Annotated in this window: 24 protein-coding genes, 1 tRNA gene and 2 pseudogenes; 13 read left to right on the top strand and 14 right to left on the bottom strand. The window is 37.7% G+C overall.

Annotated features, from left to right (window positions below; all coding sequences use genetic code 11):
- Positions 1-3: 3 nt before the first annotated feature.
- Both cobN and AC559H_RS15620 read left to right on the top strand, forming a co-directional pair.
- Complete coding sequence (gene cobN, locus AC559H_RS15625; RefSeq protein ID WP_202806354.1) at positions 4-2,448, top strand: cobaltochelatase subunit CobN; 2,445 nt, start codon at positions 4-6, stop codon at positions 2,446-2,448.
- Between the two features lie 108 nt (positions 2,449-2,556).
- Positions 2,557-3,888 carry a cobaltochelatase subunit CobN gene (locus tag AC559H_RS15620; RefSeq protein WP_431602506.1) on the top strand — a complete coding sequence of 444 codons (1,332 nt, stop codon included), beginning with the start codon at positions 2,557-2,559 and terminating at the stop codon, positions 3,886-3,888.
- A 78-nt stretch (positions 3,889-3,966) separates the two neighbouring features.
- On the opposite strand, the gene AC559H_RS15615 is transcribed toward AC559H_RS15620, so the two are convergent.
- Positions 3,967-5,184 (bottom strand): glycosyltransferase family 4 protein, encoded by a 1,218-nt coding sequence (locus AC559H_RS15615; protein WP_026785371.1) that lies wholly within the window; start codon positions 5,182-5,184, stop codon positions 3,967-3,969.
- A gap of 276 nt (positions 5,185-5,460) precedes the next feature.
- On the opposite strand from AC559H_RS15615, the gene psb30 reads away from it, so the two are divergent.
- Positions 5,461-5,592 (top strand): photosystem II reaction center protein Ycf12/Psb30, encoded by a 132-nt coding sequence (psb30, locus tag AC559H_RS15610; RefSeq protein WP_026795955.1) that lies wholly within the window; start codon positions 5,461-5,463, stop codon positions 5,590-5,592.
- A gap of 42 nt (positions 5,593-5,634) precedes the next feature.
- On the opposite strand, the gene AC559H_RS15605 is transcribed toward psb30, so the two are convergent.
- The 9 genes from AC559H_RS15605 to AC559H_RS15565 form a co-directional block, all read right to left on the bottom strand.
- On the bottom strand, positions 5,635-6,036 hold the full coding sequence (locus AC559H_RS15605) for a DUF4346 domain-containing protein (RefSeq protein ID WP_026795954.1): 402 nt from the start codon (positions 6,034-6,036) through the stop codon (positions 5,635-5,637).
- 256 nt (positions 6,037-6,292) lie between these two features.
- Positions 6,293-7,129 (bottom strand): IS5 family transposase, encoded by an 837-nt coding sequence (locus tag AC559H_RS15600; protein ID WP_036834550.1) that lies wholly within the window; start codon positions 7,127-7,129, stop codon positions 6,293-6,295.
- 170 nt (positions 7,130-7,299) lie between these two features.
- Positions 7,300-7,566 carry a type II toxin-antitoxin system YafQ family toxin gene (locus tag AC559H_RS15595; RefSeq protein ID WP_026795952.1) on the bottom strand — a complete coding sequence of 89 codons (267 nt, stop codon included), beginning with the start codon at positions 7,564-7,566 and terminating at the stop codon, positions 7,300-7,302.
- Positions 7,566-7,826: a hypothetical protein gene (locus AC559H_RS15590; RefSeq protein WP_026795951.1), complete on the bottom strand. Its 261-nt coding sequence runs from the start codon at positions 7,824-7,826 to the stop codon at positions 7,566-7,568. Before AC559H_RS15590 ends, AC559H_RS15595 begins: the two co-directional genes overlap by 1 nt.
- Before the next feature lie 35 nt (positions 7,827-7,861).
- Positions 7,862-8,011 (bottom strand): type II toxin-antitoxin system YoeB family toxin, encoded by a 150-nt coding sequence (locus AC559H_RS15585; RefSeq protein ID WP_081693770.1) that lies wholly within the window; start codon positions 8,009-8,011, stop codon positions 7,862-7,864.
- A complete protein-coding gene (locus AC559H_RS15580; protein WP_026785375.1) occupies positions 8,004-8,258 on the bottom strand; it encodes a type II toxin-antitoxin system Phd/YefM family antitoxin in 255 nt (84 codons plus the stop codon). The genes AC559H_RS15585 and AC559H_RS15580 overlap by 8 nt, the downstream gene beginning before the upstream one ends.
- A 175-nt stretch (positions 8,259-8,433) precedes the next feature.
- The gene (locus AC559H_RS15575) at positions 8,434-8,907 is read right to left on the bottom strand and encodes a hypothetical protein (protein ID WP_026785376.1); all 474 of its coding nucleotides are present in this window, start codon (positions 8,905-8,907) and stop codon (positions 8,434-8,436) included.
- Between the two features lie 87 nt (positions 8,908-8,994).
- Positions 8,995-10,734 (bottom strand): SulP family inorganic anion transporter, encoded by a 1,740-nt coding sequence (locus tag AC559H_RS15570; RefSeq protein WP_237745559.1) that lies wholly within the window; start codon positions 10,732-10,734, stop codon positions 8,995-8,997.
- Positions 10,727-11,266, bottom strand: a complete 540-nt coding sequence (locus AC559H_RS15565; RefSeq protein ID WP_026785377.1) for a rhodanese-like domain-containing protein — start codon at positions 11,264-11,266, stop codon at positions 10,727-10,729. Before AC559H_RS15565 ends, AC559H_RS15570 begins: the two co-directional genes overlap by 8 nt.
- A gap of 93 nt (positions 11,267-11,359) precedes the next feature.
- On the opposite strand from AC559H_RS15565, the pseudogene AC559H_RS15560 reads away from it, so the two are divergent.
- From AC559H_RS15560 to AC559H_RS15540, 5 genes and pseudogenes are all read left to right on the top strand, one after another.
- A pseudogene (locus AC559H_RS15560) lies at positions 11,360-11,616 on the top strand (ferredoxin:protochlorophyllide reductase (ATP-dependent) subunit N); the annotation flags it as partial.
- Positions 11,617-11,699: 83 nt separating this feature from the next.
- Entirely contained in the window at positions 11,700-11,867 is a 168-nt protein-coding gene (locus AC559H_RS15555) for a type II toxin-antitoxin system HicB family antitoxin (RefSeq protein ID WP_071782617.1), read from the top strand.
- A gap of 8 nt (positions 11,868-11,875) precedes the next feature.
- Positions 11,876-12,958, top strand: a complete 1,083-nt coding sequence (locus AC559H_RS15550) for a DUF262 domain-containing protein (RefSeq protein ID WP_051319548.1) — start codon at positions 11,876-11,878, stop codon at positions 12,956-12,958.
- Positions 12,955-14,070 (top strand): DUF3696 domain-containing protein, encoded by a 1,116-nt coding sequence (locus AC559H_RS15545; RefSeq protein ID WP_026795949.1) that lies wholly within the window; start codon positions 12,955-12,957, stop codon positions 14,068-14,070. Before AC559H_RS15550 ends, AC559H_RS15545 begins: the two co-directional genes overlap by 4 nt.
- Positions 14,063-14,860 carry a hypothetical protein gene (locus tag AC559H_RS15540; RefSeq protein ID WP_026798796.1) on the top strand — a complete coding sequence of 266 codons (798 nt, stop codon included), beginning with the start codon at positions 14,063-14,065 and terminating at the stop codon, positions 14,858-14,860. The genes AC559H_RS15545 and AC559H_RS15540 overlap by 8 nt, the downstream gene beginning before the upstream one ends.
- 102 nt (positions 14,861-14,962) lie before the next feature.
- On the opposite strand, the gene AC559H_RS15535 is transcribed toward AC559H_RS15540, so the two are convergent.
- On the bottom strand, positions 14,963-15,538 hold the full coding sequence (locus AC559H_RS15535) for a Uma2 family endonuclease (protein ID WP_026785380.1): 576 nt from the start codon (positions 15,536-15,538) through the stop codon (positions 14,963-14,965).
- Between the two features lie 64 nt (positions 15,539-15,602).
- Here AC559H_RS15535 and AC559H_RS15530 point away from each other — a divergent pair, with 64 nt between their 5' ends.
- From AC559H_RS15530 to AC559H_RS15520, 3 genes are all read left to right on the top strand, one after another.
- Complete coding sequence (locus AC559H_RS15530) at positions 15,603-17,042, top strand: sensor histidine kinase (protein WP_026785381.1); 1,440 nt, start codon at positions 15,603-15,605, stop codon at positions 17,040-17,042.
- A 138-nt stretch (positions 17,043-17,180) separates the two neighbouring features.
- Positions 17,181-19,451 (top strand): heavy metal translocating P-type ATPase, encoded by a 2,271-nt coding sequence (locus tag AC559H_RS15525; RefSeq protein WP_026795948.1) that lies wholly within the window; start codon positions 17,181-17,183, stop codon positions 19,449-19,451.
- Positions 19,452-19,626: 175 nt separating this feature from the next.
- Positions 19,627-20,151: a cupredoxin domain-containing protein gene (locus tag AC559H_RS15520; protein ID WP_026798541.1), complete on the top strand. Its 525-nt coding sequence runs from the start codon at positions 19,627-19,629 to the stop codon at positions 20,149-20,151.
- A gap of 62 nt (positions 20,152-20,213) precedes the next feature.
- Here the strand turns inward: AC559H_RS15520 and AC559H_RS15515 are convergent.
- Positions 20,214-20,285, bottom strand: a tRNA-Gly gene (locus AC559H_RS15515).
- 601 nt (positions 20,286-20,886) lie between these two features.
- On the opposite strand from AC559H_RS15515, the gene AC559H_RS15510 reads away from it, so the two are divergent.
- Both AC559H_RS15510 and AC559H_RS15505 read left to right on the top strand, forming a co-directional pair.
- Positions 20,887-21,873: a LysR family transcriptional regulator gene (locus AC559H_RS15510; RefSeq protein ID WP_026795946.1), complete on the top strand. Its 987-nt coding sequence runs from the start codon at positions 20,887-20,889 to the stop codon at positions 21,871-21,873.
- A gap of 116 nt (positions 21,874-21,989) precedes the next feature.
- Positions 21,990-22,910, top strand: a pseudogene (locus AC559H_RS15505) (IS5 family transposase); the annotation flags it as partial.
- Between the two features lie 245 nt (positions 22,911-23,155).
- Here the strand turns inward: AC559H_RS15505 and AC559H_RS15500 are convergent.
- A complete protein-coding gene (locus tag AC559H_RS15500; protein ID WP_026785387.1) occupies positions 23,156-24,010 on the bottom strand; it encodes a nitrate ABC transporter ATP-binding protein in 855 nt (284 codons plus the stop codon).
- Positions 24,011-24,079: 69 nt separating this feature from the next.
- Positions 24,080-26,086, bottom strand: coding sequence for an ABC transporter ATP-binding/substrate-binding protein (locus AC559H_RS15495; RefSeq protein ID WP_036831947.1), 2,007 nt, complete (start codon positions 26,084-26,086; stop codon positions 24,080-24,082).
- Between the last annotated feature and the right edge of the window lie 6 nt (positions 26,087-26,092).

The raw sequence follows: 26,092 nt of genomic DNA, 5'->3' as shown, positions 1-26,092 counted from the left end.
AAAATGCACAGAATTGCAGCCACACCCGGCGGATGGAACCCCGATACAGACGGAGTGATTTTTATTGAACAAACCCCCGCACCAATTATTTTTTTAACGGCGGCGGATACGGATATTCAAACCTTGGCCACGGTGGTATCCAAACTTCCGGCTGATTTTCCGGCGTTGCGGGTAACAAATTTATTACAATTACAACAACAATTAACCATTGATACCTACGCAGAAACTGTTTTAGAAAAAGCCCAAGTTATTATTTTAAGACTATTAGGAGGACGTTCCTATTGGCCCTATGGATTAGAAGTTTTACAAGACATTTTTGCTAAAACTAAAACTCAATTAATTATCCTTCCGGGTGAAGATCGTCCCGACCCAGATTTAATCAGTCATTCCACAGTATCATTATCTATTGTTGATCAAGTTTGGCGCTATTTAACTGAAGCCGGAGTTGATAATTTTGCCAATGCTCTGTTATTAATTGGCAATCATATTTTTAATAAAAATTATCCGATTATTCCGCCAGTTACAATTCCAAAAGTGGGTTATTATCAGTGGAATCAATCGGCAAAATCCGATGATTATAGTGCTGGGGTTGGGATTCTATTTTATCGCGCTCATTACTTATCTGGAAATTTAGATCCGATTGATTCTTTATGTCAAGCATTAGTTGAATATCAGTTAAAACCTATTCCTATTTTTGTTTCTTCTCTACGAGATCCCGACATACAAACGGAAGTTTTAAACTATTTTAATTCTAATATTCAATTATTAATTAATACCACCAGTTTTTCGATTTCTTCGACTTCAGAAGATAGTAGTCAACCCCCATTATTTTCCTTGGATATTCCAGTATTACAAGTAATTTTAAGTGGGGGAAGTTTAGAACAATGGGAAAATAATTTTATGGGACTTTCCCCCAGGGATATTGCGATGAATGTCGCGTTACCCGAAGTGGATGGACGAATTATTAGTCGGGTGATTTCTTTTAAAGCTATTGAAAATTGGCATCCTACCTTAGAAACCAATGTTGTTAGATATGTGGCGGTGCAAAATCGGATTAAATTTGTCGCTGAGTTAGCCAAAAATTGGATTAATTTACAACAGAAACCCCCATCAAAACGAAACATTGCGATTATTTTAGCTAACTATCCCTGTCGAGATGGACGCTTAGGAAATGGAGTGGGTTTGGATACGCCAGCCAGTTGTATTGAAATTATAAAAGCCTTAGAAGAAGCGGGATATTTCCTAGAAAATTCTCCTGAAACCGGAGAAGAATTAATTGATCAATTAACATCAGGAATCACAAATGATCCTGAAGGTTGGGAGTTGCGATCTATTGATCAAAGTTTATCCTTTGCAGACTATCAAGACTATTTTTTAACCTTACCCATCGCCATTCAAACTGCTATTAATAACCGATGGAAAGATCATTTTCAAGAGGAACAAAAGACCGCTAAAGGCTTTGCTATTTCAGGGATTCAACGGGGAAATATTTTTATCGGGATACAACCTTCTCGGGGCTATGATCTTGATCCTAACTTAAATTATCATGCCCCGGATTTAGAACCCACACCGGATTATTTGGCGTTTTATTATTGGTTGCGATCGCAATTTCAAGCCGATGCTATTATTCATTTAGGAAAACATGGGAATTTGGAATGGTTGCCGGGTAAAAGTGTAGGATTATCAGAAAACTGTTATCCTGAAATAGCTCTAGGTGCATTGCCAAATTTTTATCCATTTATTGTTAATGATCCAGGGGAGGGAACCCAAGCTAAACGTCGTTCTCAAGCGGTAATTTTAGACCATTTAACCCCTCCTTTAACCCGTGCGGAATTATATGGATCATTACAACAGTTAGAAGGGTTAATGGATGAATATTATCAAGCTCAAAGTTTAGATCCCTCGCGGTTATTGTTAATTTCAGAAAGAATTATTCAGTTAATTCAACAGGAAAATTTAGAGGAAGAATTGGGTTTACCCAAACTTAATAAACAGGCAGTTTTACAGGATCAAGGTTCCATCTTTAGTGAATTAGATCGCTATTTATGTGAGTTAAAAGAGGCACAAATTCGGGATGGATTACATATTTTTGGGCAATGCCCCCAGGGTGAACAATTAAGGGATTTAATTATTTCTATAGCCCGTCATCCTGACAATAAACGATTGGGTTTAACTCGCGCGATCGCCCAAGATTGGCAGTTAGAATTTGATCCTTTAACATCAGATTATGGGGAAATTATTAATCAAACTATTAATCATCAATTTTGTCGAACTGTTGGGGATGGGGTGGCAGTTATTGAAGAATATGCGATTAATTTAATTGAAGAATTACCCCCCCTAGCCCCCCCTTGCCAAGTGGGGGAACAAGAGTTTTTAACTTCTACTTTTGTTGAAGAATTACCCCCCCCTAGCCCCCCCTTGCCAAGTGGGGGAACAAGAGTTTTTTAATAACAATTCCAGTTCCCCCATTACCAAGGGGGGTTAGGGGGGGTCAAATCTACAGAATTAATCCAAAAAGAACTCAACTGGATTCAGAATAAATTATTACCCAATTTATTGAGAACTTCCGAAGAAATTACCAATCTATTAAAAGGTTTAGACGGTCGATTTATCAAGAGTGGTGCATCGGGGGCGCCAACAAGAGGAAAACCCGATGTTTTACCCACCGGACGTAATTTTTATTCCGTTGATATTCGGGCTATTCCTACAGAAACTGCTTGGAGAGTTGGGGAATTAGCCGCATCAGTATTAATTGAACGTTATACCCAAGAAAATGGCGAATATCCCCGCACTTTAGGATTATCGGTTTGGGGAACTTCAACAATGCGAACTGGGGGAGATGATATCGCTGAAGCCTTAGCATTATTAGGCGTAAAACCTGTTTGGGATTATCCTTCGCGACGAGTAGTTGATTTTGAAATATTACCAGTTTCTATTTTAGGTCGTCCCCGGGTGGATGTTACACTAAGGATTTCAGGGTTTTTTAGAGATGCTTTTCCCAATTTAATTGATCTATTTGATCAGGCGGTAATTGCTGTTTCTAATTTAGATGAAACTGAAGATCAAAATCCTTTAGCCGCCAAAGTTCAACAGGAAACCCAATTTTGGATGCAAGAAGGGTTAACAATTGAACAGGCAAATTTGCGATCGCGCTTGAGAATTTTTGGGTCTAAACCCGGTGCTTATGGGGCAGGTTTACAAGGATTAATTGAATCCCAAAACTGGCAAACAGATCAAGATTTAGCAACAGCCTATATTAACTGGAGTAGTTACGCTTATACCAGCACAAATTCTGGCTATCAACAGGGAATTTCTGCGTCAGAAGCCTTTCAAAATCGGTTAGAAAATATGCAAATTGTTCTGCAAAATCAAGATAACCGAGAACATGATTTATTAGATTCCGATGACTATTATCAATTTCAAGGAGGAATGACCGTTGCGGTTAGAACCTTGACGGGAGAAAATCCTGAGATTTATTTCGGAGATAATGCTATTCCTGAAAACCCAAAAGTTAAACTTTTAAAAGAAGAAATTTCTCAGGTATATCGTTCCCGGGTTATTAACCCTAAATGGATAGCTGGAGTCATGCGACATGGCTATAAAGGAGCTTTTGAGCTATCAGCAACCGTTGATTTTTTATTCGCCTATGATGTGACAGCAAATTGTGTTGAAGATTTCATGTATGAAGGGGTGGCAAATGCTTATATTTTCGATCAGAAAGTACAACAATTTATTCAAGAAAAAAATCCTTGGGCGTTACGCGATATGGCAGAAAGATTATTAGAAGCCCATCAACGCCAATTCTGGCAAACAGCAAGTCAAAATATGATTGAACAGTTGAGGGCAATTGTTCATGAAGCCGAGGGAATAATTGAAGGGAAAACTTAGGAATGAAAAATCAATAAACTGATCACTCTTAAACTGATAACTGATGACTGATAACTGATAACTGATTTAACTGATTCTCTAAACAACGTGGCTGAATTCTAAACGCTGTTCTTGTAACAAATCTCGATAGAGATGTTCCAACTGAGTGATATTTTGACTCAGGGTATAGCGTTCTAAAACCCGTTGACGGGCTTTCTGACCCACCAGGGGGATCATTTCAGGATGATCTCGCAATAGCGGTAACAGAGTTCGTAGTTGGGAAGTCACGCCCTCGGTCTTCATAATAATTCCCGCGCCGCCTTCCATCACTTCCCCATCCGCCCCCGCATCCGTCGCCACGCAAGCCGTACCGCAGGACATCGCCTCTAATAACGAGATCGATAACCCCTCCACCATCGACGGTAAAACAAAAACATCCGCCCCTCGCAAAATTTCAATCCGTCGGTCTTCATCCCCGATGAACCCAAACCAGATAATCCCATCCTCTGGCCCATAGGAGGCTTGGAGAGAGGGGGCTAAGGGCCCATCACCAACGATGACCAATAGACAACCTGGCCCCATGTCCGACTTCTTCCAGGCTTTGAGTAGTGACTCTACGTTCTTTTCCGTAGCCAAACGGCCTTGATAAACAAAAACCCGTTCCGCCCCTAATTCCTCCTTAAAGCTCGATGGCCCAGGAGAATATTTCGACCCATCGACTCCATTAGGAATCACCGCTACCCTGTGTTTTTCGACTCCTAGACGGTTTAACATCTCCCGTTGGACTTGGGAAAAGACAATCACACGGTCATAGTTTGCTAAAAAAGGCGCGTAAATTTGATAGGTTAAATGTTGTGTCCCCGATTGGAAATTCCGCAATTTGTGGTAGAAGGGCGTATGAAAGGTCGCCACCAGGGGGATATTCAGTTCTGCACAAATTTCAGGTAAGACAAAATCCAACGGTGAAAGAGTCAGGGACGCATGAACCAAATCGGGTTTCAACCGTTTTAGGGATTTGGTTAAGACTTTACTAGAACTGAGGGTGGGAATTGTATAGACTTGAGACTTATACAGACAGGGTAAAGACACCTCCTGAGTCATGGGAAAGGGTGTCACCTTGCCATTTTTGTCCTCGGTAGAGATTTTCCAGTTACCGTTTTCCAGTTGCCATTCTGGGTTGCGGTCGTTCGTTCCTTCCTGAGCAAAGTGCAGAAAGCTGACTCGATGGCCCCGGTCTAACAGGGCGTTAGTGATTTCCCGGGAATAGGTAACGTTACCGCAAAAGGGTGATTTTTTTCCAAGCCAAGCAATGTGCATTCAAGTGATTTGGAATTTATTAAAATGGGTTTGATCAGCATGACTTTACCACGATTACCGCGTTCTGTCCTTAGATTAGTCCTTATATCTCAGATCAGCCACTCTATCCTCTATCCCAGGGAATAGGAAACCGGATTACTGCTTTTGGGTTCAATATCCCGGTCATTGTATTGCGTTTTGTGAAAAATATTAAAATGAAGGTGCGATCGCCTGGTAAGATCAACTGTTGATTTTTACAAACAGTCAATATTTACACCCGTTAAATTTGGAGGAATAATGGACGCAATTACAAGTTTTTTGGGCAATATCAACTTTGAGCTTATTGCACAGTTGACAATGTTAGGTCTGATTGTGGTTGCTGGCCCGGCAGTCATTATCTTACTAGCTTTTCGTGGCGGCGATCTCTAATCAAGAGGATGGAGACGTTGGTAGCAACGTCTCTAGCTAATTTTAATCTTGAATATAATCAGACCCAGAAATTAGGGCGATTTCCGCCCGCACAAATTCCCGTCCCAGATACAACGCATGATCTAAACAACTAATAGGACAGGGTTGGGTTTCTTCAGTAATTTTAATCCCTAATTCCTTAGCGGTTTTTCCAGTAAAAATAGCCGTGGGTTCGCGCTTTAAACTTCCCGTACAAGGGAAAGGTTCTCCGGTTTCAGGATCAACAGCTAATCCTTTTTCATTGATAGCATTGGTATAGTGTTCGGCACAGATTAATCCTGCTTTTTGATCAATATAAACAATAAAATATCCCGCCGGATCAAGATGAATAAAACGATTAGAAAGCTGATCGTCTAAAGCGGCGAGTGCTTTGAGGTTGAGAGTAGTTGTAGGTTGAGGAGACACGGTATTATTAATGGGATGATAAATTAAGCTGTCTATAGTTTATCTCATTTTCCGCCTAAATTTTCATCAAACCCCGTAGGGGCGGGTTCGAGTCAACCTAGAAAACTCACCCCAAAACCAACTAAACCCGCCCCTAAACTAAACCCGCCCCTACAATATCTTGTGAAAGCGAGAATATTTAATAGACCTCATGAAAAATTTATACATAATGACCTCTTGCAAAAAAAATCTATGCTATAATAACAAATTTTCACTTTCAGACTAAGAGTGTCAACTCATAATTATAAATGGCCGACAACAAATTACAACGAAGACCATAACGGCGACGACGATTTCGATAACGACTCGATAAGATCCTGAAAATTTTGAGGCTCCGATTAACGTGTTCAATCACAATTCGTTGATGAGCCAAAGCTTGATTATAGTCTTTTTCTAAGACCGAAAGATTGCCATTTTTGGGTTTCTTTTTGGGTACATAGCTATTCAAGTGATAATCCTTAATCCCTTGATAGCCACTATCTTGTAAACTATCAGTTTGGGGGTGAAAATGAATTTTGCTTTTTTTGAATAAGCTAAAATCGTGGCAATGTCCTTCTCCAAAATCTGTACAAATAATCTGTTTAGTTTCTTGATTAATTACTAACTGAATTTTGAGTGTGTGATGTTTTTTCTTTCCTGAGTAATATTTTTTCTGTTTTTTTTTCGGTCTTTCAATAGCCGTTTCTGTGACATCCATCACTACGATTTCGGGGTAGCCAGAATCTTGAATTAATGCTTTTTTTCCCGGAATACGAAACTTTTCTGTTTTGATTAAAGTTGATTCAATATTAGCAACAATTCGGCAAATAGTTGATTCTGATACTCCCCAATTTGTCCCAATATGAAAATATGTTCTGTATTCTCGCCAATACTCCAAGGCTACTAAAACTTGCTCTTGGAGAGTCAGGTGGGTGTGACGTCCTCTCCTATCTTTAGGATGTTCTAACCTGAACTGCTCTATGGCATTAACCATTTCTTGAAAGGTTTGAATCTTGACACCAAATCTCCGTTTAAATTCATGAGGTTTCAAATTTAGATAAAATTGAGTGTTCATCGCAGAGTTATTGTCTAAATTCACTTTCAATTTTTACCATTTTATGGAGTTTTTAGCAAAAATTTGTGAAGAATGGTTAGTCTCTAGGATTTTATGAAATTGAGCAAAACTTACCATAATACCATAAAATTATTTTGCAAGAGTTCTTAATTTGTGGATATCTTAAAAATTTAGAATAAATCTGAATGTGAACCTGAACGAGCTAGAAAAAGATGGGTTTCTGAGATTTTATAAATTAAAAGCCAGTCAGATTCTATGTGACAATCTCTATATCCCTTCCAATTACCTGTTAAAGCATGATCTTTATATTTTGGTTCTAGTTCTTGATTTTCTAGTAATTTTTCAATCACTATTTTTAGCTTTGACATATCTTTTCCCCGCTTTTGTAAACGTTTGATGTCTTTCTTAAACCGATTTTCAAAAATAGGTGATAGCATTAAATACCTAATTCATTATAAAGCTCATTTTTATTATTGCAAACTGTTAAGTTTTGTTGTTCTTCGATATTCTTGATTGCTTGTTGTGTTTCCTCGTTGAAATCATTAATCGTATAAGTTTCTTCTTCAATCCGCTTTTCTTTCTCAGCTTTTTGTAAAAATTCATCCAGATGCTTCTGTAGATATATTGCAAGAGTATTTTGTTGCTCTTCAGGAAGCCGTGAAATTTGCTCAAAGGTTTCTTGTATTAATTTAGTCATTTGATTTCTTTCTCTGAAATTTCTTCTTAGTAAGATTATAGAATAAATTTTCTTGAAATAGAGGGGTAAGGTGGGCAGATTTTGATAATTTTATTAATTTTTTTGAGAGTTTTTCGATCCTGATTTTGCCAGTAAATATAATTGTCCCAAGCCTCGTCAGTCCAAGCCAATATGCGGTTACTCATCTATCAACTGATGTTCAAGAGCTTTCCCCTGCCTATATTGGGCAATAGAACGTTCTAAATGAGCAGCGTTGGCTGGCGACTTTAATAAATGAACCGTTTCCAGTAAACCATTAAAATAATCAAGGGACATGACTACTGCATGATCAGCATCGCGTCTGGTAATTATGGTGTAGTCAGCATCTTCAACTACCCGATCTAACACCGTTTTTAATTGGCTTTTCGCTTCGCTAAACGTTACTACTTTCATTGCTGTTACTTGTACGACTATGAGCACAAGTTAATTGTAGTGGATTTTGATTAATAGTGGTTGCGCGATCGCACTGATGGCAGAGTGTTTAAATAATGCCAGAGTTAAAAAAGCCGATTCATTATTAACCTCATGATTAACCTCATGAAAAATTTATACCAAATTTATAGATATCTTAAAAATATTGAATGATTAACGGCTTTTCTGGAATAAATCGAGATTGAAAGACTTCTTTTTTACCAACGGCTTTAAAATTAGAAATATTCAGGGGAACATCTAAGGGTTTGAGGTCGGTGACTTCCCAAAAAATCGCAAAATTTGGAGCATCAGTTGCCGCCGTAGCTGGACGATATTTCATCCCTTGGGGATGGCGACCTCGGCGCGAGTCTAAATGACCAATATATAAGGCTTGCCAGGTTACTTTAGGAATAAAGGAACGATTGTCTTGCAAAGTTGCATAGATAAAAACCTTAACGACCCGATCATTTCGGTCTTGGTCAAGTTTACGAAAAACTTCAAAATCTTGACTCCCAAACGCTACTTTTCCTTCCTGTTCACAAACATCCTGACCGGAAAGCAAATGAATTTCAGGTACGGGCACAAGCAGTGAAAAATTACGGGTGATCGGTTTTACAGTAGAATCGTGCATCAGCATCCTTTTCAACACAAGATAGTTAAATTATCCCATGTTTAGGTCAGAAAGAACAGGGAATGCCACTATCAAATCAATTAAGGGTTAAAGGGAAACCCGTTGAGATAATTCTTTTATTGCTTGATCGGTGCTTAAAAAAATGCGATCGCGTCCCAATTTATCCACAAACCCAACCTTTTCTAATTGATCAAAAATTGGGCCTTTGACCTCAGAAAGATAAAACTCAATTTTCATCTGGTGTAAATCTTCTATCAGACGTTGTAGGGTTTCTAAAGCACTGCCATCAATCGAGTTAATCCCACTACAAACTAACAGTAAATATTCGACTTCTTTCTGTTCTGTTACCAGTTTTAATAAATAATCTTCTAAATATTTAGTATTTACAAAATACAAACTTTCATCAATTCTTATCGCCAAAATATGGGGGCTAGTCGTTACCGGATGTCGTAAAATATTGCGAAAATGTTCCGTATTTTCCACCCGTCCTAAAACAGCAATATGGGGTTTACTGGTTCGTGATAAATATAAAACTAGAGAAATTAATACTCCCAAAATAATTCCCTGTTCTGCACTTGTTAGCAACACCGCAATAAAGGTACTAACCCAAGTAATTCCATCGAGTTTATTATAATTCCATAACCGTTTAAGAGTGGCAAAATCGAGTAAGTTGCCAACGGCGACTAAAATAATTGCAGCTAAACTTGTTTGCGGTAAATAATAAAATAAAGGAGTAAAAAACAAAACTGTTAACATCAAAAATAACGCCGTAATGATTGAGGCTAAGGCTGTATTTGCTCCGGCGGAGAAGTTAACCACAGAACGACTTAACCCTCCTGTGATCGGATAACCTCCGGTGAATGCAGCCGTTATATTTGAGGCTCCCAAAGCAATTAATTCTTGATTTGCTTCAACCTTTTTGCGTTTTTTACTAGCTAAAAATTGACCGACAGAAAAGGCTTCCATAAAGCCAACAAAACTAATAGCTAAGGCAGAAGTTCCTAATAATTGGATATTGTTTAAATCAAAATTAGGTATAGTAAAAGGTGGAAACCCTTTAGGAATTTCTCCGATCACTTTAACTCCAAATAATTGATCTAAATGTAATAATCCCACTAATATTGAACTACCGATCACTACCATTAAAGGGGCACTTTTCGTGATCGGTATAATCAGAGATTCCTGAATTCCTTGGGATTTAAGATGTTTTCCTAAGCCGCGATTAAAATATAATAATAATGCTAGACTAATAATTCCTAAACTAAAAGTTACTAAATTTAGATTAGGACTTTCTTTAATAATATAAATAACTGTACTAAAAAATGATTCAGTCTGAGGAATTTTAATTCCCAATAAATGCTTAACTTGACTAAATCCAATTAAAATTGCCGCCGCACTAATAAACCCAGAAATTACCGCTTGACTAAGGAAATTAGCTATAAATCCTAACCGACAAATTCCGATCAAGAGTTCTATTATTCCTACCATTAAGGCTAAGGTTAAAGCATACCCCCAATATTCCGGTGTGTTTTCGGTTGCGATCGCACTAACGGCCGTTGCTACCATTAAAGAATCCACCGCCACCGGAGCTACAGATAGCATGGAAGCTGTTCCCAAAAACGCATAAACAATCTGAGGAAAAATACTGGCATAGAGTCCCACTTCTGGGGGTAAACCTGCCAGCATTGCATAGGCCATTCCCTGGGGAATTAATAAACTCGCCACAATAATTCCGGCGGTTAAATCTCCGGTTAAATCGTCTCGTTTGTAATTTAATCCCCAATCTAAAATCGGAAAATATTCCCGCATTTTTCCTAAATTACGCACGCTGATTATAGGGTAATTTTGCCAATAACATTGCCATCGCACAGGTATTACTAATTCCAGCAAATAGTAATCCGGCTCCGACAAAGCCACTTAAAAATAGGAAATTCGGAGAAACAAATGCCCCCAATAAAGTCCCGGTTAAAATCAATGACCCGGCAACAATTTGCACCTGCCGCATGATACTAATAGGAGCATTTTTATTAATAACTGTTGGATATCCCGCTTGTTTCCAAGTATTCAATCCCCCCTGTAGGTGGCTCACCTGTTCAAATCCCGAAGCCAATAATTTTTGTGCCGCTTGTCCACTGCGGTTACTGGTTTGACAATACAAAACCACGGGTTTAGAGGAATCCGATGGTACATTTTTAGGATCAAAAGTAGATAAAGGCACTAGAATTGATCCGGCAATATATTCCCCAGCGTGTTCAGAAGGTTCTCGAACATCAATTAAAGTAATTTTATCTTGATCTAGCCATTGTTTTAAGGTTTCAGAATCAATGGACTGTAAGCGATCGCCAAGAGATTTAACCATATTTTTAGATTTGATTAATTAAGTAATTTGGATTAACCCTAACTATTCTATCATACAACATTTTAATAGAATCAGGACTTACGCAATTGCATACCTACTATTGTGGAAAAACCGGATAATTACAATCAAATTCAACGAATTTATGAGTTAAAATCGAATTTAGTGATTACCGCAATGGCTCATGCTAACCCCTTAGAAGCCCGTGGTATTAATACGAAATGGTCGGTAGAATTCACCTTTGCCCAAATGCACGGGATATTCTGGAGTTAGTAACTCAGCCGTTACGTCGGAATAACAGTCTCAAGGATTTAGGTTGGGATAAGTTAGTTAAGGAAGATGCGAAGGTTTAATTGACAAAATTAGCTAAAATAGATATAGGATTATAGGGGCAAGGTAAGACTTGCCACTATTTTGGTTTACTAGAGGTTAGAAAATGATTAAAGAATTTAATGTACTGATTGATAAAGATTCTGATGGTTATTTTGTGGCTTCAGTCCCTACTTTTAAAGGTTGTCATACACAAGTAAAATCCCTTGATGAGCTTAGGTCAAGGATTCAAGATGCGATCGAACTTCGCCTAGAATTTGAAAATTTTTACTAATAATTATTATGTTATTCAACTCAGATGATGAACTAACAATTTCAGAGTTTTTTGATCCTGATTCTATTAGTGTTTCAACTCGACCGATGACGGTTCAGCAACTGCTAACGAGATTGGAAAATAATCAACTGAATTTAGCTCCAGAGTTTCAAAGAAATCAAGGAATTTGGACTCAAGTAGCTAAAAGTAGATTAATCGAATCTGTTTTAATTCGTTTTCCAATTCCAGCTTTTTATATTGATGCAACAAATGAAGAAGAATGGTTTGTTATTGATGGAATACAACGGTTAACCACTTTTAAAGAATTTTTAATAGAAGAAACCTTAGAATTAAAAAATTTGGAATTTTTAGATCAGCTTAATGGAGGCAAATCTTCTGATATTCCTAATTATTTAAGGCGACGAATTAGAGAAACAGAATTAACTATATTTTTAATCTTAAGAGGAACATCTAAAGATGTTATTTTTAGCTTATATAAGCGAATTAATCGAGGTGGTTCTCCTTTGTCTTCACAGGAAATGCGTTATGCAAAAAATCAAGGTCAAGCGACAAATTTATTAAAATATCTAGCAAACCTAAAATCTTTTAAAAACACTACAGGTAACAGTTTAAAAGCCAAAAGAATGTTAGATCAGGAGTGTATTTTGAGATTTTTAGCTTTAACGGATAGTCATAGTTTTGAATATAATTTTAAAGATTATGATGTTTTTTTAAATGACAAAATGGCTCAGATAAACCAAATGAGTGAGCAAGAAATTGAATTACTAAGACAGCGTTTTGAACGAGCGATGGATGCAGCTTTTCAGATATTTGGTAAAGATGCTTTTCGTAAACCCAAGTCACCTGAGCGGAAAAGACGGTATCCTATCAATAAAGCTCTATTTGAGGCTTGGTCTGTTAACTTAGATCGATTAGATGATCATGCTATACAAATTTTAGCTCATTGTAAAAATAATTTATATCATAATCTTTTAAATAGAAAACAAAACGGTGAATTTGATGCTATAATTTATAGAAGTACAGGAAATAAAGAAAGTGTCAAAAAACGTTTAGCCCATATTGAAACAATTATTAAGGAAGTTTTGAAATGATTAAAAATTTACAGCTAATCAATTTTAAGTCTTTTCAAGATCAAAGCATCTCTTTTAAACCTTTGACCTTATTATCAGGTTTAAATAGTACCGGAAAATCTTCTGTTTTACAAGCGTTGATGCTGTTACGTCGTTCATATCAAAGAGATTTTCTTCCTAACAAGGGTTTAATTTTAAACGATGAACAAGTATATATTGGTACAGGACAAGACGCACTTTTTGAGTATGCAGAAGATGAATTAATTAAATTTGAAATAGATTTAGAAAATGGACAAAAAGGAGTTTGGTGCTTTAGTTCTTCTAAAGAATTAAATGTTTTAGAAGTGGCATCAGAGAAAGTTGAACCTGAAATTTATAAATCTAGCATTTTTAAGGATAAAAAATTTCATTACTTAAAAGCAGAACGAATTGGGCCTCAAATCTCATACCCAATGTCAGAGTTTGATGTGATTCAAAAAAAACAACTTGGAATAAATGGAGAGTATGCAACTCATTTTTTAGACACTTTTGGAAATAAAGATATCCCCAATGAAAAATTAAGTCATCCTAAAGCAAAATCACTCAGTTTAAAAGATCAAGTTGATGCTTGGATGGGAGAAATAAGCCCTGGAATTTTAATCAAAACTGAACCAAACTTACAAACCCAGCGTGTAAGACTTATATATTCTTTTAAAGAAAGTAGAGGTTATAGTCCCTTTAATGTGGGTTTTGGAGTCACATATACTTTACCTATTTTAGTAGCAATTCTGGCTGCTGAACCCGAAACTTTAATTATTGTTGAAAATCCAGAATCTCATCTACATCCTAAAGGACAATCTCAAATGGGCGAACTTTTAGGAATTGCAGCAAGTTGTGGGATTCAAATTGTTGTAGAAACCCATAGTGATCATGTTTTGGATGGAATTTGTTTAGCTGTTAAACATGGTGAAATCAATTCTAAAGAAGTACAAATTCACTATTTTAAACGGGAAAAAATACAAGGAAAAATGTTAACAGAAATAATATCTCCTAATATAGATCAAGACGGGCGGATTGATGAATGGCCCGAAGGCTTTTTTGATCAACGTGAAAATGACTTAATGGAGCTAACTTATAATGTACGTCGTGATTAATGAACTTTCATTTCTTGGACAAGCAGAAAATAATTATGATGAAGCAGATAACCTGATGACTGCTGTATTTGAAATAATTGAAGAATTTGATAAAATTTATAAAGGAATTCCAGTTAGAATACATAGTAATTTTTGGGCTTGTCAAATTTCACCAAATTTAACAGTAGCAGAATGGTTGCGGAACAAACAAAACTTAGAGAGGAAAAAAAATAAAAATAATCAATTTAGCCTGTTTTTACAAATAACTCGGAAAGGCCCTTTTATTGATCGCGAACTTGAGGACAAATTAAAAAGAGAAGAAATTCCTTTTTTTAAATGTGAATTCAAGGAAAAAGATGTTTCTAAAAGTTCTTTAGCAGGTGTTGTATATTTCCAAATTTATGATCATATCATGAGCAAAATTATCAGTTTACCAAAAGCTCCTGCTTTCTCAAAAGAATCTCTTAAAATTAAATTTACTACAGATGGGAAATACCATTTAATAGAAATTACTAATTTGAACTATGTTAGTCAAGCTAAAAAGTTACTACCTAAATATATCCCCAGCCCTAAACATCGTAAGCAAGGTGAACGAGGAGTGAAAGGAACATTGATGGATTTAAGTGATGCAGAAGCTCAAGAAGTCTTGAATGAAAGCTACCGTAATAATTGGTTGTATGGGAAAAAGTTTTATGGGTATAAAAATGGTAAGTTTTATGAATTTCAACCGGATAATGTTGATGGTTATCACGGATATCCTATTGAACGGGATGATGTTCCTAATCCCGTTCTTAAAAAGATGAAACTATAAACCATAAATTAGATTAAATATAGTATAATTGAAACTCGGTAATTAATAACTGAAATCATGTTTTCTTCCTACATCGTAAGCAAGTTTAGATCAGATTTATGATTAAAACTCTACTTTATCATAAATATCAGCAACGGCAATTTCAAAAGATATCGAGTTAAGCACTAAGGTTTCATTGCTATTATTATACTCCATAAATATCCAGTGTTTCTGATCGGTTTTATAATAGTGTTCAATCTGAATATTATATTGATCAATCAAAATATATTCTTGAAAAGTGGGAAGGGTACGATAGGCGGCAAATTTTTCGTCTTTGTCGTAGTTTCTAGTTGATGCGGATAATACTTCTACAAGAATTAATGGATTTGTAATTGTATCTTTTCTCCCTTCTTGGAGTTGAATATCACCCTGAATTACCATAATATCAGGATAGGTATAGAGGCGTTTTTCAGGAATCCAAAGACGTTGATCGGTAACAAATACGCGATAGGGTTGACGCTTGAGGGCAAAATTCAGCGTCGCGTAGAGATTACCAGTAATTTGATTATGATTGGGAGTTCCACCGGTCATAGGTCTAATTTCACCTTCAATATATTCGTGGCGTTCTGGAGAATTAACTTCAAAATTGAGGTATTCTTCCAGAGAATAGACGTTTTTTTGTTCAACTTGTAAAATCATTGTATTTTCCCTATCCTAAAATATAATTGTAACCTATTTATAGATTAGCAAATTTTTTTAACTTATGTTTCAAGCAACTCGACGACGGTTAGCAATTTGGTATACCGCAGTTACCGCTATTTTATTATTACTATTTGCGAGTGGGTTTTATTTCTATGTGCGAAATACCTTAATTGAACGGATTGATGATACCTTAAATCACGTTGTGGAGGTGGTAGAACGTTCTTTGGTAATTGAACCCGTAACGACGCCTCCAGCCATGTCTCCGGCGGTTTTAGCGGGGCAATTTCAAGTCAATGTTGAAGCCAGTTTTAGAAATAATTTGAATAACGTTGAAGATGATCATATTGATATTGAATGGTTTAGTCCTACGGGTGAATTATTATGGTCTACCTTTTCTCAAGTATTAGATATTCCAGTTGATCCTAAGCACAGTGGGGAAACGGTACATATTTCTGAAGATAATAATGTTTCAGAAACGATTTTAAGACAAGTTACAGATCGGGTGGAAATCGGACGACAAGTATTAGGCTATTTGCGAGTTAGTCATCCTTGGTTTGAAGTGACAAAACCCATTCAGCAGTTAATTTTTGATTTGACTTTAGGAACTATTTTAATGTTAATTGGTGTAGCTACTATTGGCTGGTTTTTATCGGGTTTAGCCATGGAACCTGTGCGGGATTCTTACCAACGTTTAAAACAATTTACCGCCGATGCTTCCCATGAATTAAGAAGTCCGATTGCGATGATTCAAACTAATGTACAAGTGGCTTTAGCAGAACCTAATTTATCTAGTTCAGAACAACAACACTTGCAAGTTATTGAACGAATTACCCGCCGTTTAGGTAGGTTAGTGGATGATTTATTGTTTTTAGCTAGACAGGATAGCGGGATTATTAAACCTCAATTTATTTCCCTTCCTTTGGATGGGTTATTAATGGAAGTAGTGGAAGAACAAACAGCGATCGCAACTCAACAAGGAATCCAACTTTCCTTAAATTTTATTGAGGATATTGAGGATATTATTCTCAATTCAGATAGCAATTATTCCCAGGAAAATGAACCTTTTAATTTAGAGGGGGATTGGGATCAATTGGTGCGATTATTTACTAATTTAGTTAGTAATTCGGTACAGTATACTCCTTCTGGGGGTGAGATTAAAATTGAATTAAAATCTATAACCAAACCCAAGCGACAAGCTGCATTAGGAAAAATGACAGAATCTTGGGAAAAATCAAATTCCCTCTTGAAATTTGAAGGATTACAAGTTATAATAAAAGACACAGGAATTGGGATTCCAACTGAAGCATTACCTAATATTTTTGACCGTTTTTATCGGGTTGATCCCTCTCGAACTCATCGCAATAGTGGGGGGTCTGGTTTGGGTTTGGCGATCGCCCAAGCTATTGTGGAAAACCATCACGGTCAAATTGATTTAGACAGCCAAATTAACCAAGGAACAACCGCTACAGTCCTCTTACCCCTGCATTCTAGCGGGTTGTAGGCGATTAGAAATTTAATTTTCCATTCCCCCTTGACACTCCAGTTGAGAGGAGACTTTAGAATAAAAATCAACAACATTGTGGGGTGTCCAAACCGAGGACACGCACCACCAAACTGAACTCAAAATGGAGTTTAAACCATGAAAACAAGCTATTTACGATTAAAAGGAATGGGGTGCGCCTCCTGCGCCAATACTATAGAAACAGCGATTCAAAATGTGGATGGGGTTGGGATTTGTCATGTTAATTTTGGGGCGGAACAAGCAACAGTTGAATTTGATCCAGATCAAACTAATATTGAGAAAATTCAACAGGCGGTTACGGATGCGGGATATACGGCTAAACCCATAGAAGATACAACATCTGATCTCCAAGATAGTGAAAAAGAAAACCGAAAAATTGAACAAAAATTAACCCAAAAGGTTTTAATAAGTGCCATTGTCAGTGGGTTTTTAGTCATTGGAGGATTACCGATGATGACGGGTTTGAATTTACCTTTTATTCCCCCATGGATGCACAACCCTTGGTTACAATTAATCCTAACAACACCGATTCTATTTTGGTCGGGTCAATCCTTTTTTATGGGAGCTTGGAAAGGATTAAAACGTCATCAGGCGGATATGAATACCTTAATTGCTGTGGGAACAGGATCGGCTTATTTATATTCTGTTTTTGTTACCTTTTTCCCGCAATTTTTCCTAAATCAAGGGTTATCGGCGGATGTTTATTATGAATCTGCGGTTATGATTATTACCTTGATTTTACTAGGTCAATTATTAGAAAATAAAGCCAGAGGAAAAACCTCCGATGCGATTAAAAAATTAATGGGATTACAAGCTAAAACAGCCCGGGTAATTCGGTCTGGAGAAGAAATTGATATTCCGATTGAAACTGTTAATTTTGGGGATATTATTCGAGTACGTCCTGGGGAAAAAATCCCCGTTGATGGAGAAGTAATTGAAGGTAATTCTACCGTTGATGAAGGGATGGTGACGGGGGAAAGTATTCCCGTTGAAAAACATCCTGGGGATGAGGTAATTGGAGCTACAATTAATAAAACTGGAAGTTTTAAATTTCGAGCTTCACGGGTGGGAAAAGATACGGTATTAGCCCAAATTGTGCAGTTAGTTCAACAGGCGCAGGGGTCAAAAGCACCAATTCAAAAATTAGCAGATCAGGTGACAGGTTGGTTTGTTCCGGTTGTAATTGCGATCGCGATCGCTACTTTTATAATTTGGTTTAATTTAACCGGAAATATCACTTTAGCCATTACCACTACCGTAGGAGTTTTAATTATTGCTTGTCCCTGTGCATTAGGATTAGCTACACCGACTTCTGTGATGGTTGGAACGGGTTTAGGGGCAGAAAATGGGATTTTAATTAAAGGAGCAGATAGTCTGGAATTAGCCCACAAAATCCAAACGATTGTATTAGATAAAACTGGAACTTTAACCGCCGGAAAACCAACCGTAACCCACTATATAACCGTCGGAGGAACGAATAACGATCATGAATTGAAGTTATTAAAATTAGCCGCAGCAATTGAACAGCAATCGGAACATCCCTTAGCAGAAGCGATTGTTGAATATGCTAAAACTCAAGGAGTTAATTTTCCCTTACCTGAAATTAATGATTTTCAAGCCTTAGCTGGAATGGGAGTTCAAGGTTATATTTCAGATCAATTGGTACAAATTGGCACCTCTCGCTGGATGGAAGAATTAGGAATTAAAACCGAACCTTTACAACAGTATCAATCGAGTTGGGAGTCAGAAGGAAAAACAACTGCTTGGATAGCATTAGATGGAGAAATAGAAGGGTTATTTGCGATTTCTGATGCTCTAAAAGCAACTTCTAAAACGGCAATTCAAGCGTTACAAAAAATGGGTTTAGAGGTAGTTATGTTAACAGGAGATAATCAAAAAACCGCCGAAGCGATCGCCTCGGAAGTGGGAATTAAACGGGTATTTGCAGAAGTCCGTCCCGACCAAAAAGCGAATATGATTAAATCCTTACAAAATGAACGGAAAGGGCAAAAAAAACAGGATCAAATTGTAGCGATGGTGGGGGATGGAATTAATGATGCTCCGGCTTTAGCTCAAGCGGATGTGGGAATTGCGATTGGAACTGGGACAGATGTGGCGATCGCTGCTAGTGATATTACCTTAATTTCAGGGGATTTAATCGGGATAGTTACTGCTATTAAACTTAGCAAAGCTACGATGAATAATATTCGCCAAAACCTGTTTTTTGCCTTTATCTATAACTCGGCTGGAATCCCTATTGCATCTGGAATTTTATACCCTTTAACGGGTTGGTTACTGAATCCAATTATTGCCGGAGGAGCCATGGCATTAAGTTCAATTTCTGTTGTTACTAATGCGTTAAGATTACGTCAGTTTAAGCTGGATTAATTTCTAAATAGGGAATAGCCCCCCAAACCCCCCGTGTACGGGGGGCTAGGGGGGGAGGGAATAGGGAATAGCCCCCCCAAACTCCCCGTGTACGGCAGGCTAGGGGGGGAGGGAATAGGGAAGAAAAAATCTCACCCTCTGGGTTTGAGTATTATTATAATCAGGAGATCAAATCATGAACAAAAAACTAAAAATCGGATTACAATTGAGCGGAATTTTTCTATCTATTTTAATTGGGAATTGTGCCCCAGTTCAGTCAATGGAAGCCCATACAGAACCCGCCAATAATCAATTGCGGACAATTGAACAGCCCTTATTAACTAAAATGGTGGTTACTGCGGGGGGATTAGCCTTAATTGGCTTAGAACTTTGGTGGTTTTTATTGAGTAAATCTAAAGCCAAAAAAGCAACAATCAATCAAGATGCTCAAGAATTAGATATTTTAGTGGATGGAGGCTATCAACCTAACCACATTACTGTTCAATTGGGTAAAAAAGTCCGTCTGAACTTCATTCGTAAAGATCCTAGTCATTGCTTAGATAAAGTGTTGTTTCCTGACTTTAATATTGCTCAAGATTTACCGATGAATCAAACTACAACCATTGAGTTTCTTCCTGAAGAATCTGGAGAATATACCTTTAGTTGTGGGATGAATATGATCCGGGGAGTTTTAGAGGTTCAGCATTTAAACGCTATTTAAACGGAACAACATTAGGGCTAATTCATGAATTTACCCAGTCGAAAGTAAGATGATTAGAGTGAAGCGGACGATGGGACTCGAACCCACGACGTTCAGCATGGGAAGCTGACATTCTACCACTGAATTACGTCCGCGACTGGGTTTTATTTTCAGTCACTAACGATTATAACCCAATTTTCCCAATTTTCAATACCCAAAATCCAGAAAAAACGAAAACCCGCGAACAGCAATACTAGGATAACGGGTTAGGAGGACTGAAGATCGATTAGGAAAGATCACTAACCATAGGTTTTTGAGCATCTACTACTATTGATGGGAAGTATTATTGTTTTTTGGCTATTGTTTATTGATTTATTATTGATTTTCATTAATGAACAAGACTACCACTACTCCCCCTGTGATCCCAAAACCTAACAGAAAAATTTTGATCTCTGAATTGCAACGCCGTCAGAAACCTCGCTAGAAAGCTCTAGAGATGAATTGAGGGTTGTCAGGTCTACCCCTTTTGATTTGCTGATTTCGGTGTTCTTGGTTCTAGTATTGATCAATCAAATCATTGCTATAATTCAATCTCATATAATCTCAATCCCTTGATTTATGGGGTTTTACAGAATTATTTGATCTGAGTTGATGATATTGGTAAAATTATATGTAATAATATAAAATTATAGATGTCAATCTATGATAAAAATCCCGAAAATTATCAAATATTGGGTAAAAGGAGGATATAGAATTTTGATGCAGGCAACATTACACCAATTAAAGGTATTTGAGGCGGTGGCCCGTCATCGTAGCTTTACTAAAGCCGCCGAAGAAATGATGATTACCCAGCCAACGGTCTCCACCCAAGTTAAACAACTGACTCAGACCGTGGGTTTACCGTTATTTGAACAAATTGGCAAACAACTCTATCTTACCGAAGCCGGGGAATCTTTATTATCTACCTGTCAGAATATTTTTGAACAGTTGGATAATTTAGAAATGCAGATAGCAGCATTAAAAGGAACAAAACAAGGACGGTTACGGTTAGGAGTAGTTTCAACAGCTAAATATTTTGTCCCTCGATTATTGGGTTATTTTTGTCAACAATATCCGGGGATTGATATTGCCTTGCAAGTCACCAATCATGCCACTTTAATTCAACGAATGCAAGATAATGAGGATGATTTGTATATTCTGAGTCAACCTCCTGAAGATATTGCTTTATCTAGTCAACCTTTTTTAGATAATCCTTTAGTAGTGGTGGCTAGACAGGATCATCCTTTGGTGGGAGAAAAAAATATTCCAATTAAATCTTTAATGGGAGAACCTTTTATTATGCGAGAACAAGGTTCAGGAACCCGACAGGCGATTCAAAATCTTTTTGATCGCTATAAAATTGATGTAAAAGTTCGGTTGGAATTAGGCAGTAATGAGGCAATTAAACAAGGAATTGCTGGTGGATTAGGAATTTCAGTTTTATCTAAACATACTTTAATTGCAGAACAACTCATGGGAGAACTTGCTATTTTAGATGTGCAGCATTTCCCGATTCATTTACGTTGGTATGTCACTCATTTAGAAGGGAAGCAAATCTCTATTATTGCAGAAACGTTTTTAAGATTTTTATTAGAAAATAGTAACCATGTTCCTACCTTAGAAACAATTACTTTACATAATGGAAATTTGCAAAAAAAACCGAATTCAGTCATCAGTAATCAGTTAACAGTTAACAGTAATTAGGGCTTGCTGAAAAAAAATGAAAAGCCGAGAAAGTCTGGAGGAGGAGAGGGCAGAAAGGGATAATGGTGCAAGGAATTAGTGTATAATAGCCCAAAAACCTTGCAGGAGTCGGGGAAATGTACCGAAAAGAGGAGCAACCGAACACATCATCAGAAGAGTTTAAACTGCCGTTTGAGGGAAAACTCACAGAAGATAATCGGTGGGTAATCATGGCCAAAATAATACCATGGAAAGAATTTGAAACCGAATATGCAGAATTATTCTCATCAGAGATGGGCGCACCAGCCAAAACATTTAGGACGGCATTAGGAGCATTAATCATCAAAGAGAAATTAGGAATAAGTGATAGAGAAACCGTAGAACAAATCAAAGAAAACCCTTACTTGCAGTATTTTATCGGGTTGTCAGAATATAATAATTCTGCGCCATTTGATGCGTCAATGCTAGTTCACTTTCGGACAAGAATTAGTGTGAACTTAGTGAACAAAGTCAATCAAGTAATGGTCAAAAAAATGCGAGAGACTGCTACAGAGACATCAGCAGAAAACTCGTTAGAATCTGAAGAAGTAAGTGAGAGGAAAAACCGAGGAAAATTAATAGCTGATGCGACTTGTGCGCCGGCTGACATCACATATCCGACGGACTTAAAAATTTTAAATCAAGCCAGAGAACAAACAGAAAAAATCATTGATATTTTATATAAGAGCCGTCAGGATAAATCAAAGAAGAAACCAAGAACTTATCGAAAAATAGCGAGAAAAGATTACCTAGAAGTAGCCAAGCAACGCCAACCGTGCCGACAAAAAAGACGAAAAGCAATTAAAAAACAACTGCAATATATTAAACGAAACTTAGGGCATATAGACCAAATAATAGCGAATGGAGAAAAGCTAGATTGCTTGAACAACAAACAATACAAGAGTTTATTAGTAATATCAGAAGTTTACCGTCAACAGCAATGGATGTATGATAATAACAAACACAGTATTCCTGACAGAATAGTAAGTTTAAGCCAACCCCATATTCGTCCGATTATCTTTTAACTCTTTGTCTCAAAAAAAACTTATCTCCCATTCTGACTTGATGAGTTAGTTAATCATTCTTTTCCTTTTTTGTTACTTATTCAGCAAGCCCTAATTAGTTTTTAGCCTAAAAATATCCCTCTTTTGTCAATCTCTGAGTATAATAAACAGAGGAATCAAAAGAGGGATATTAAATTAACAATGAACTCTTGAATGATAAATTTTTACTGATAAATCTTACACTGATAACTGATAACTGATTATTCGTCGTCATGGGCAAAACGACGATAGAGGAAATCGAGGGCATAATTTCTGAGGTTATAATATTCGGGATCTTCCATAATTTGAGTGCGATCGCGGGGACGTTCAAAGGGAATTTCTAGGATTTCTCCAATGGTTGCTGAAGGGCCATTTGTCATCATAACTAATCGATCAGCCAGGAATAATGCTTCATCAATATCATGGGTAATCATTAACACCGTACAGCGATGATCATTCCAGATTTTCAATAATTCTTCCTGCAATTCTTCCTTTGTAATTGCATCCAAAGCCCCAAAGGGTTCATCTAAAATTAATACTTCTGGACGAATAGCTAAAGCCCGGGCAATAGCAGCCCGTTGTTTCATTCCTCCCGAAATCTGAGGGGGTTTTTTCTCAGCCGCTTCTAATAATCCCACCAGGGCTAAATGATCTCGAACAATAGCATTTTTTTCGACCTTTGACTTATTGGGATGAACCGCATTAACGGCTAAATAGACATTTTCAAACACCGTGCGCCAAGGAAGTAAAGCATAGTTTTGAAATACCACCATTCGGTCGGGGCCAGGTTTTAAAATCGGTTTTGAACGCAATGTTACTTTTCCCTGAGAAGGAATATTAAACCCCGAAACCATATTTAATAAAGTAGACTTTCCACAGCCGGAATGTCCGATCACACAAATGAATTCACCCTGATTAATTGTTAAATTTACATCTTTTAAAACTATATACGGCTCTTTAGCAGTGGGATAAACCTTAGAAACCTGATCAAAGACTAAATAAGGTTCAGTTGTCCCTGGGGATGTTTTAGTAAACTTTTTACCAAAGGTAGACGCAGAAATTTTGGCAGTAGTCATGGTTGATATTTCCTAAATTTTAAATTTCATTGGTAGAGACGAGCCATGGCGCGTCTCTGTTTTGTTGAATTAAGCTACTTTAATCCCAGGAGAATCTAATACAACTTCAGTAACAGTAAAATCCCGTTTAATCTTCAAACTATTCAGATAACCAATAGGATCTTCTGTATCAAATTTTGTACCATCAAATAATTGAATAGCACCCCGACTATAACTAATTTCAGAAAGTCCTAATTCCCGGGCTGCGGTACTAAAAGCACCCACCGCACATAACCGTTCTAAAATTTCCACCCAGTTACGGGGGAAAGGCGTATGTCCCCAACGGGCCATTTGAACAATATGCCAAAGCTGTTCGGTGCGACTGGGACGGTTGACCCCATCCCCAAAAAATTGATGATGGGCATATTGACGCATGGGTTCATCCATGTTGCAAGCAATATCATTGGGATCAGCTAACTGAATATATTCGGGGCGAGTTCCCAGATATTGACGTTGAGCTAAAATCTGCTGAATTTCAGGGGCATTTTCCGGGTCAGCGCAATAAGCTGAAGCCTCTAATAGTGATTTGACCAAGGCAATATGGGTATTAGGATAGGCCTTCGCCCAGTCTTCCCGCACTCCTAAAACTTTCCCTGGGTGTCCGGGCCAGATTTCTAAATCCGTGGCCACCGTAAACCCGACATCCTCCATCATTGCCCGCAGGTTCCAGGGTTCCCCGACACAGAACCCATCAATAGTGCCAGCCTGTAGGTCTACCACCATTTGGGCCGGAGGAATGGTCAATAGTTCCACATCATGGTCGGGGTCAATACCTCCCGACGCTAACCAATAGCGCAGTAACAGGTTGTGCATGGAACTAGGATGAACTACCCCCATGCGATGCTGTTGTCCAGGGGATTGTAACAACATTCGTTTGAAGTCGGCCAGGGTATAAATCCCTTGGTCATAGAAGCGACGGGCGAGGGTAATGGCGTTACCGTTGCGGGTCATGGTGAGGGCTGTAATCACCGTTACGGGTTGGGTGTCATCCCCTCCCAAAGTCATCCATAAAGGCATCCCAGAGGGCATCTGAGCCGCGTCTAAATAGCCTCCGGCGATGCCATCACTGATGCCACGCCAACTGGTTTCTCGGACAAGATTGATTTCATCGAGGCCGTGTTTTTCAAAAAATCCCAATTCCTTGGCCACGGCGAGGGGGGCGCAGGCGGTGAGGGGAACAAAACCCAATTCTAAGTTAATTTTTTCTAGGCCATGACGGGCAATAACTTTGTTCTTTTTCGCCCGCATTTTTTTGATCAATTTCTGTTGATTTAAGAAATAAATCATTTCACTCCGCAAGCGATAATAACTGGGATGTTCAACGACTTGCATTCGTTGGCGGGGGCGAGGAATATCTACTTCTAAAATTTGCCCAATTTTTGATTCCGGGCCGTTAGTTAACATCACAATTCGGTCAGATAGTAACACCGCTTCATCAACATCGTGAGTCACCATTAAGGCACTAATTTCATTGTCTTGGCAAATCTTCATTAATTGTTCTTGAAGATTACCCCGTGTTAAGGCGTCTAAGGCTCCAAAAGGTTCATCTAATAATAATAATTTGGGGCGTAAGGCTAAGGCGCGGGCGATCGCAACTCGTTGTTTCATTCCTCCTGATAACTGGGCAGGATATTTGTCTATGGCCGGGCGTAATCCTACCATATCAATATGGCTTTCAATGATAGTTGTTCGTTCTGCTAGGGGTAATCCTTTCATTACGGAATCAACTGCTAAAGCAATATTTTCTCGGACTGTTCGCCAGGGTAATAAAGAATAGTTTTGAAATACTACCATTCGATCTGGCCCTGGTTTGGTAATTTTTTGACCTTCAATGGTGACAATTCCTTCTGTGGGTAAATCTAACCCAGCCACCATATTTAATAAAGTCGATTTTCCACAGCCTGAGTGTCCAATTAGGGTGACAAATTCACCTTTTTGAATTTGTAAGTCAATACCTTTTAGGGCAACATATTGACCTCCACCAGATAAGTTAAAGACTTTATCAATTTGTTCGACTTCTATTAAGGGTTTTGACATGATGTT

It is taken from the genome of Planktothrix prolifica NIVA-CYA 540, assembly GCF_963864145.1.
GTDB classification, from domain to species: domain Bacteria; phylum Cyanobacteriota; class Cyanobacteriia; order Cyanobacteriales; family Microcoleaceae; genus Planktothrix; species Planktothrix agardhii.
This window is presented reverse-complemented; position numbering and strand designations above follow the sequence as displayed.

Excerpts from the sequence above, each read along its gene's own strand:
- cobN (WP_202806354.1), top strand. The coding sequence starts at position 4 with ATGCACAGAATTGCAGCCACACCCGGCGGATGGAACCCCGATACAGAC.
- AC559H_RS15615 (WP_026785371.1), bottom strand. The coding sequence starts at position 5,184 with ATGCACATTGCTTGGCTTGGAAAAAAATCACCCTTTTGCGGTAACGTT.
- psb30 (WP_026795955.1), top strand. The coding sequence starts at position 5,461 with ATGGACGCAATTACAAGTTTTTTGGGCAATATCAACTTTGAGCTTATT.
- AC559H_RS15600 (WP_036834550.1), bottom strand. The coding sequence starts at position 7,129 with ATGAACACTCAATTTTATCTAAATTTGAAACCTCATGAATTTAAACGG.
- AC559H_RS15595 (WP_026795952.1), bottom strand. The coding sequence starts at position 7,566 with ATGCTATCACCTATTTTTGAAAATCGGTTTAAGAAAGACATCAAACGT.
- AC559H_RS15590 (WP_026795951.1), bottom strand. The coding sequence starts at position 7,826 with ATGACTAAATTAATACAAGAAACCTTTGAGCAAATTTCACGGCTTCCT.
- AC559H_RS15585 (WP_081693770.1), bottom strand. The coding sequence starts at position 8,011 with ATGAGTAACCGCATATTGGCTTGGACTGACGAGGCTTGGGACAATTAT.
- AC559H_RS15580 (WP_026785375.1), bottom strand. The coding sequence starts at position 8,258 with ATGAAAGTAGTAACGTTTAGCGAAGCGAAAAGCCAATTAAAAACGGTG.
- AC559H_RS15575 (WP_026785376.1), bottom strand. The coding sequence starts at position 8,907 with ATGCACGATTCTACTGTAAAACCGATCACCCGTAATTTTTCACTGCTT.
- AC559H_RS15565 (WP_026785377.1), bottom strand. The coding sequence starts at position 11,266 with ATGGTTAAATCTCTTGGCGATCGCTTACAGTCCATTGATTCTGAAACC.
- AC559H_RS15555 (WP_071782617.1), top strand. The coding sequence starts at position 11,700 with ATGATTAAAGAATTTAATGTACTGATTGATAAAGATTCTGATGGTTAT.
- AC559H_RS15550 (WP_051319548.1), top strand. The coding sequence starts at position 11,876 with ATGTTATTCAACTCAGATGATGAACTAACAATTTCAGAGTTTTTTGAT.
- AC559H_RS15545 (WP_026795949.1), top strand. The coding sequence starts at position 12,955 with ATGATTAAAAATTTACAGCTAATCAATTTTAAGTCTTTTCAAGATCAA.
- AC559H_RS15535 (WP_026785380.1), bottom strand. The coding sequence starts at position 15,538 with ATGATTTTACAAGTTGAACAAAAAAACGTCTATTCTCTGGAAGAATAC.
- AC559H_RS15530 (WP_026785381.1), top strand. The coding sequence starts at position 15,603 with ATGTTTCAAGCAACTCGACGACGGTTAGCAATTTGGTATACCGCAGTT.
- AC559H_RS15525 (WP_026795948.1), top strand. The coding sequence starts at position 17,181 with ATGAAAACAAGCTATTTACGATTAAAAGGAATGGGGTGCGCCTCCTGC.
- AC559H_RS15520 (WP_026798541.1), top strand. The coding sequence starts at position 19,627 with ATGAACAAAAAACTAAAAATCGGATTACAATTGAGCGGAATTTTTCTA.
- AC559H_RS15500 (WP_026785387.1), bottom strand. The coding sequence starts at position 24,010 with ATGACTACTGCCAAAATTTCTGCGTCTACCTTTGGTAAAAAGTTTACT.
- AC559H_RS15495 (WP_036831947.1), bottom strand. The coding sequence starts at position 26,086 with ATGTCAAAACCCTTAATAGAAGTCGAACAAATTGATAAAGTCTTTAAC.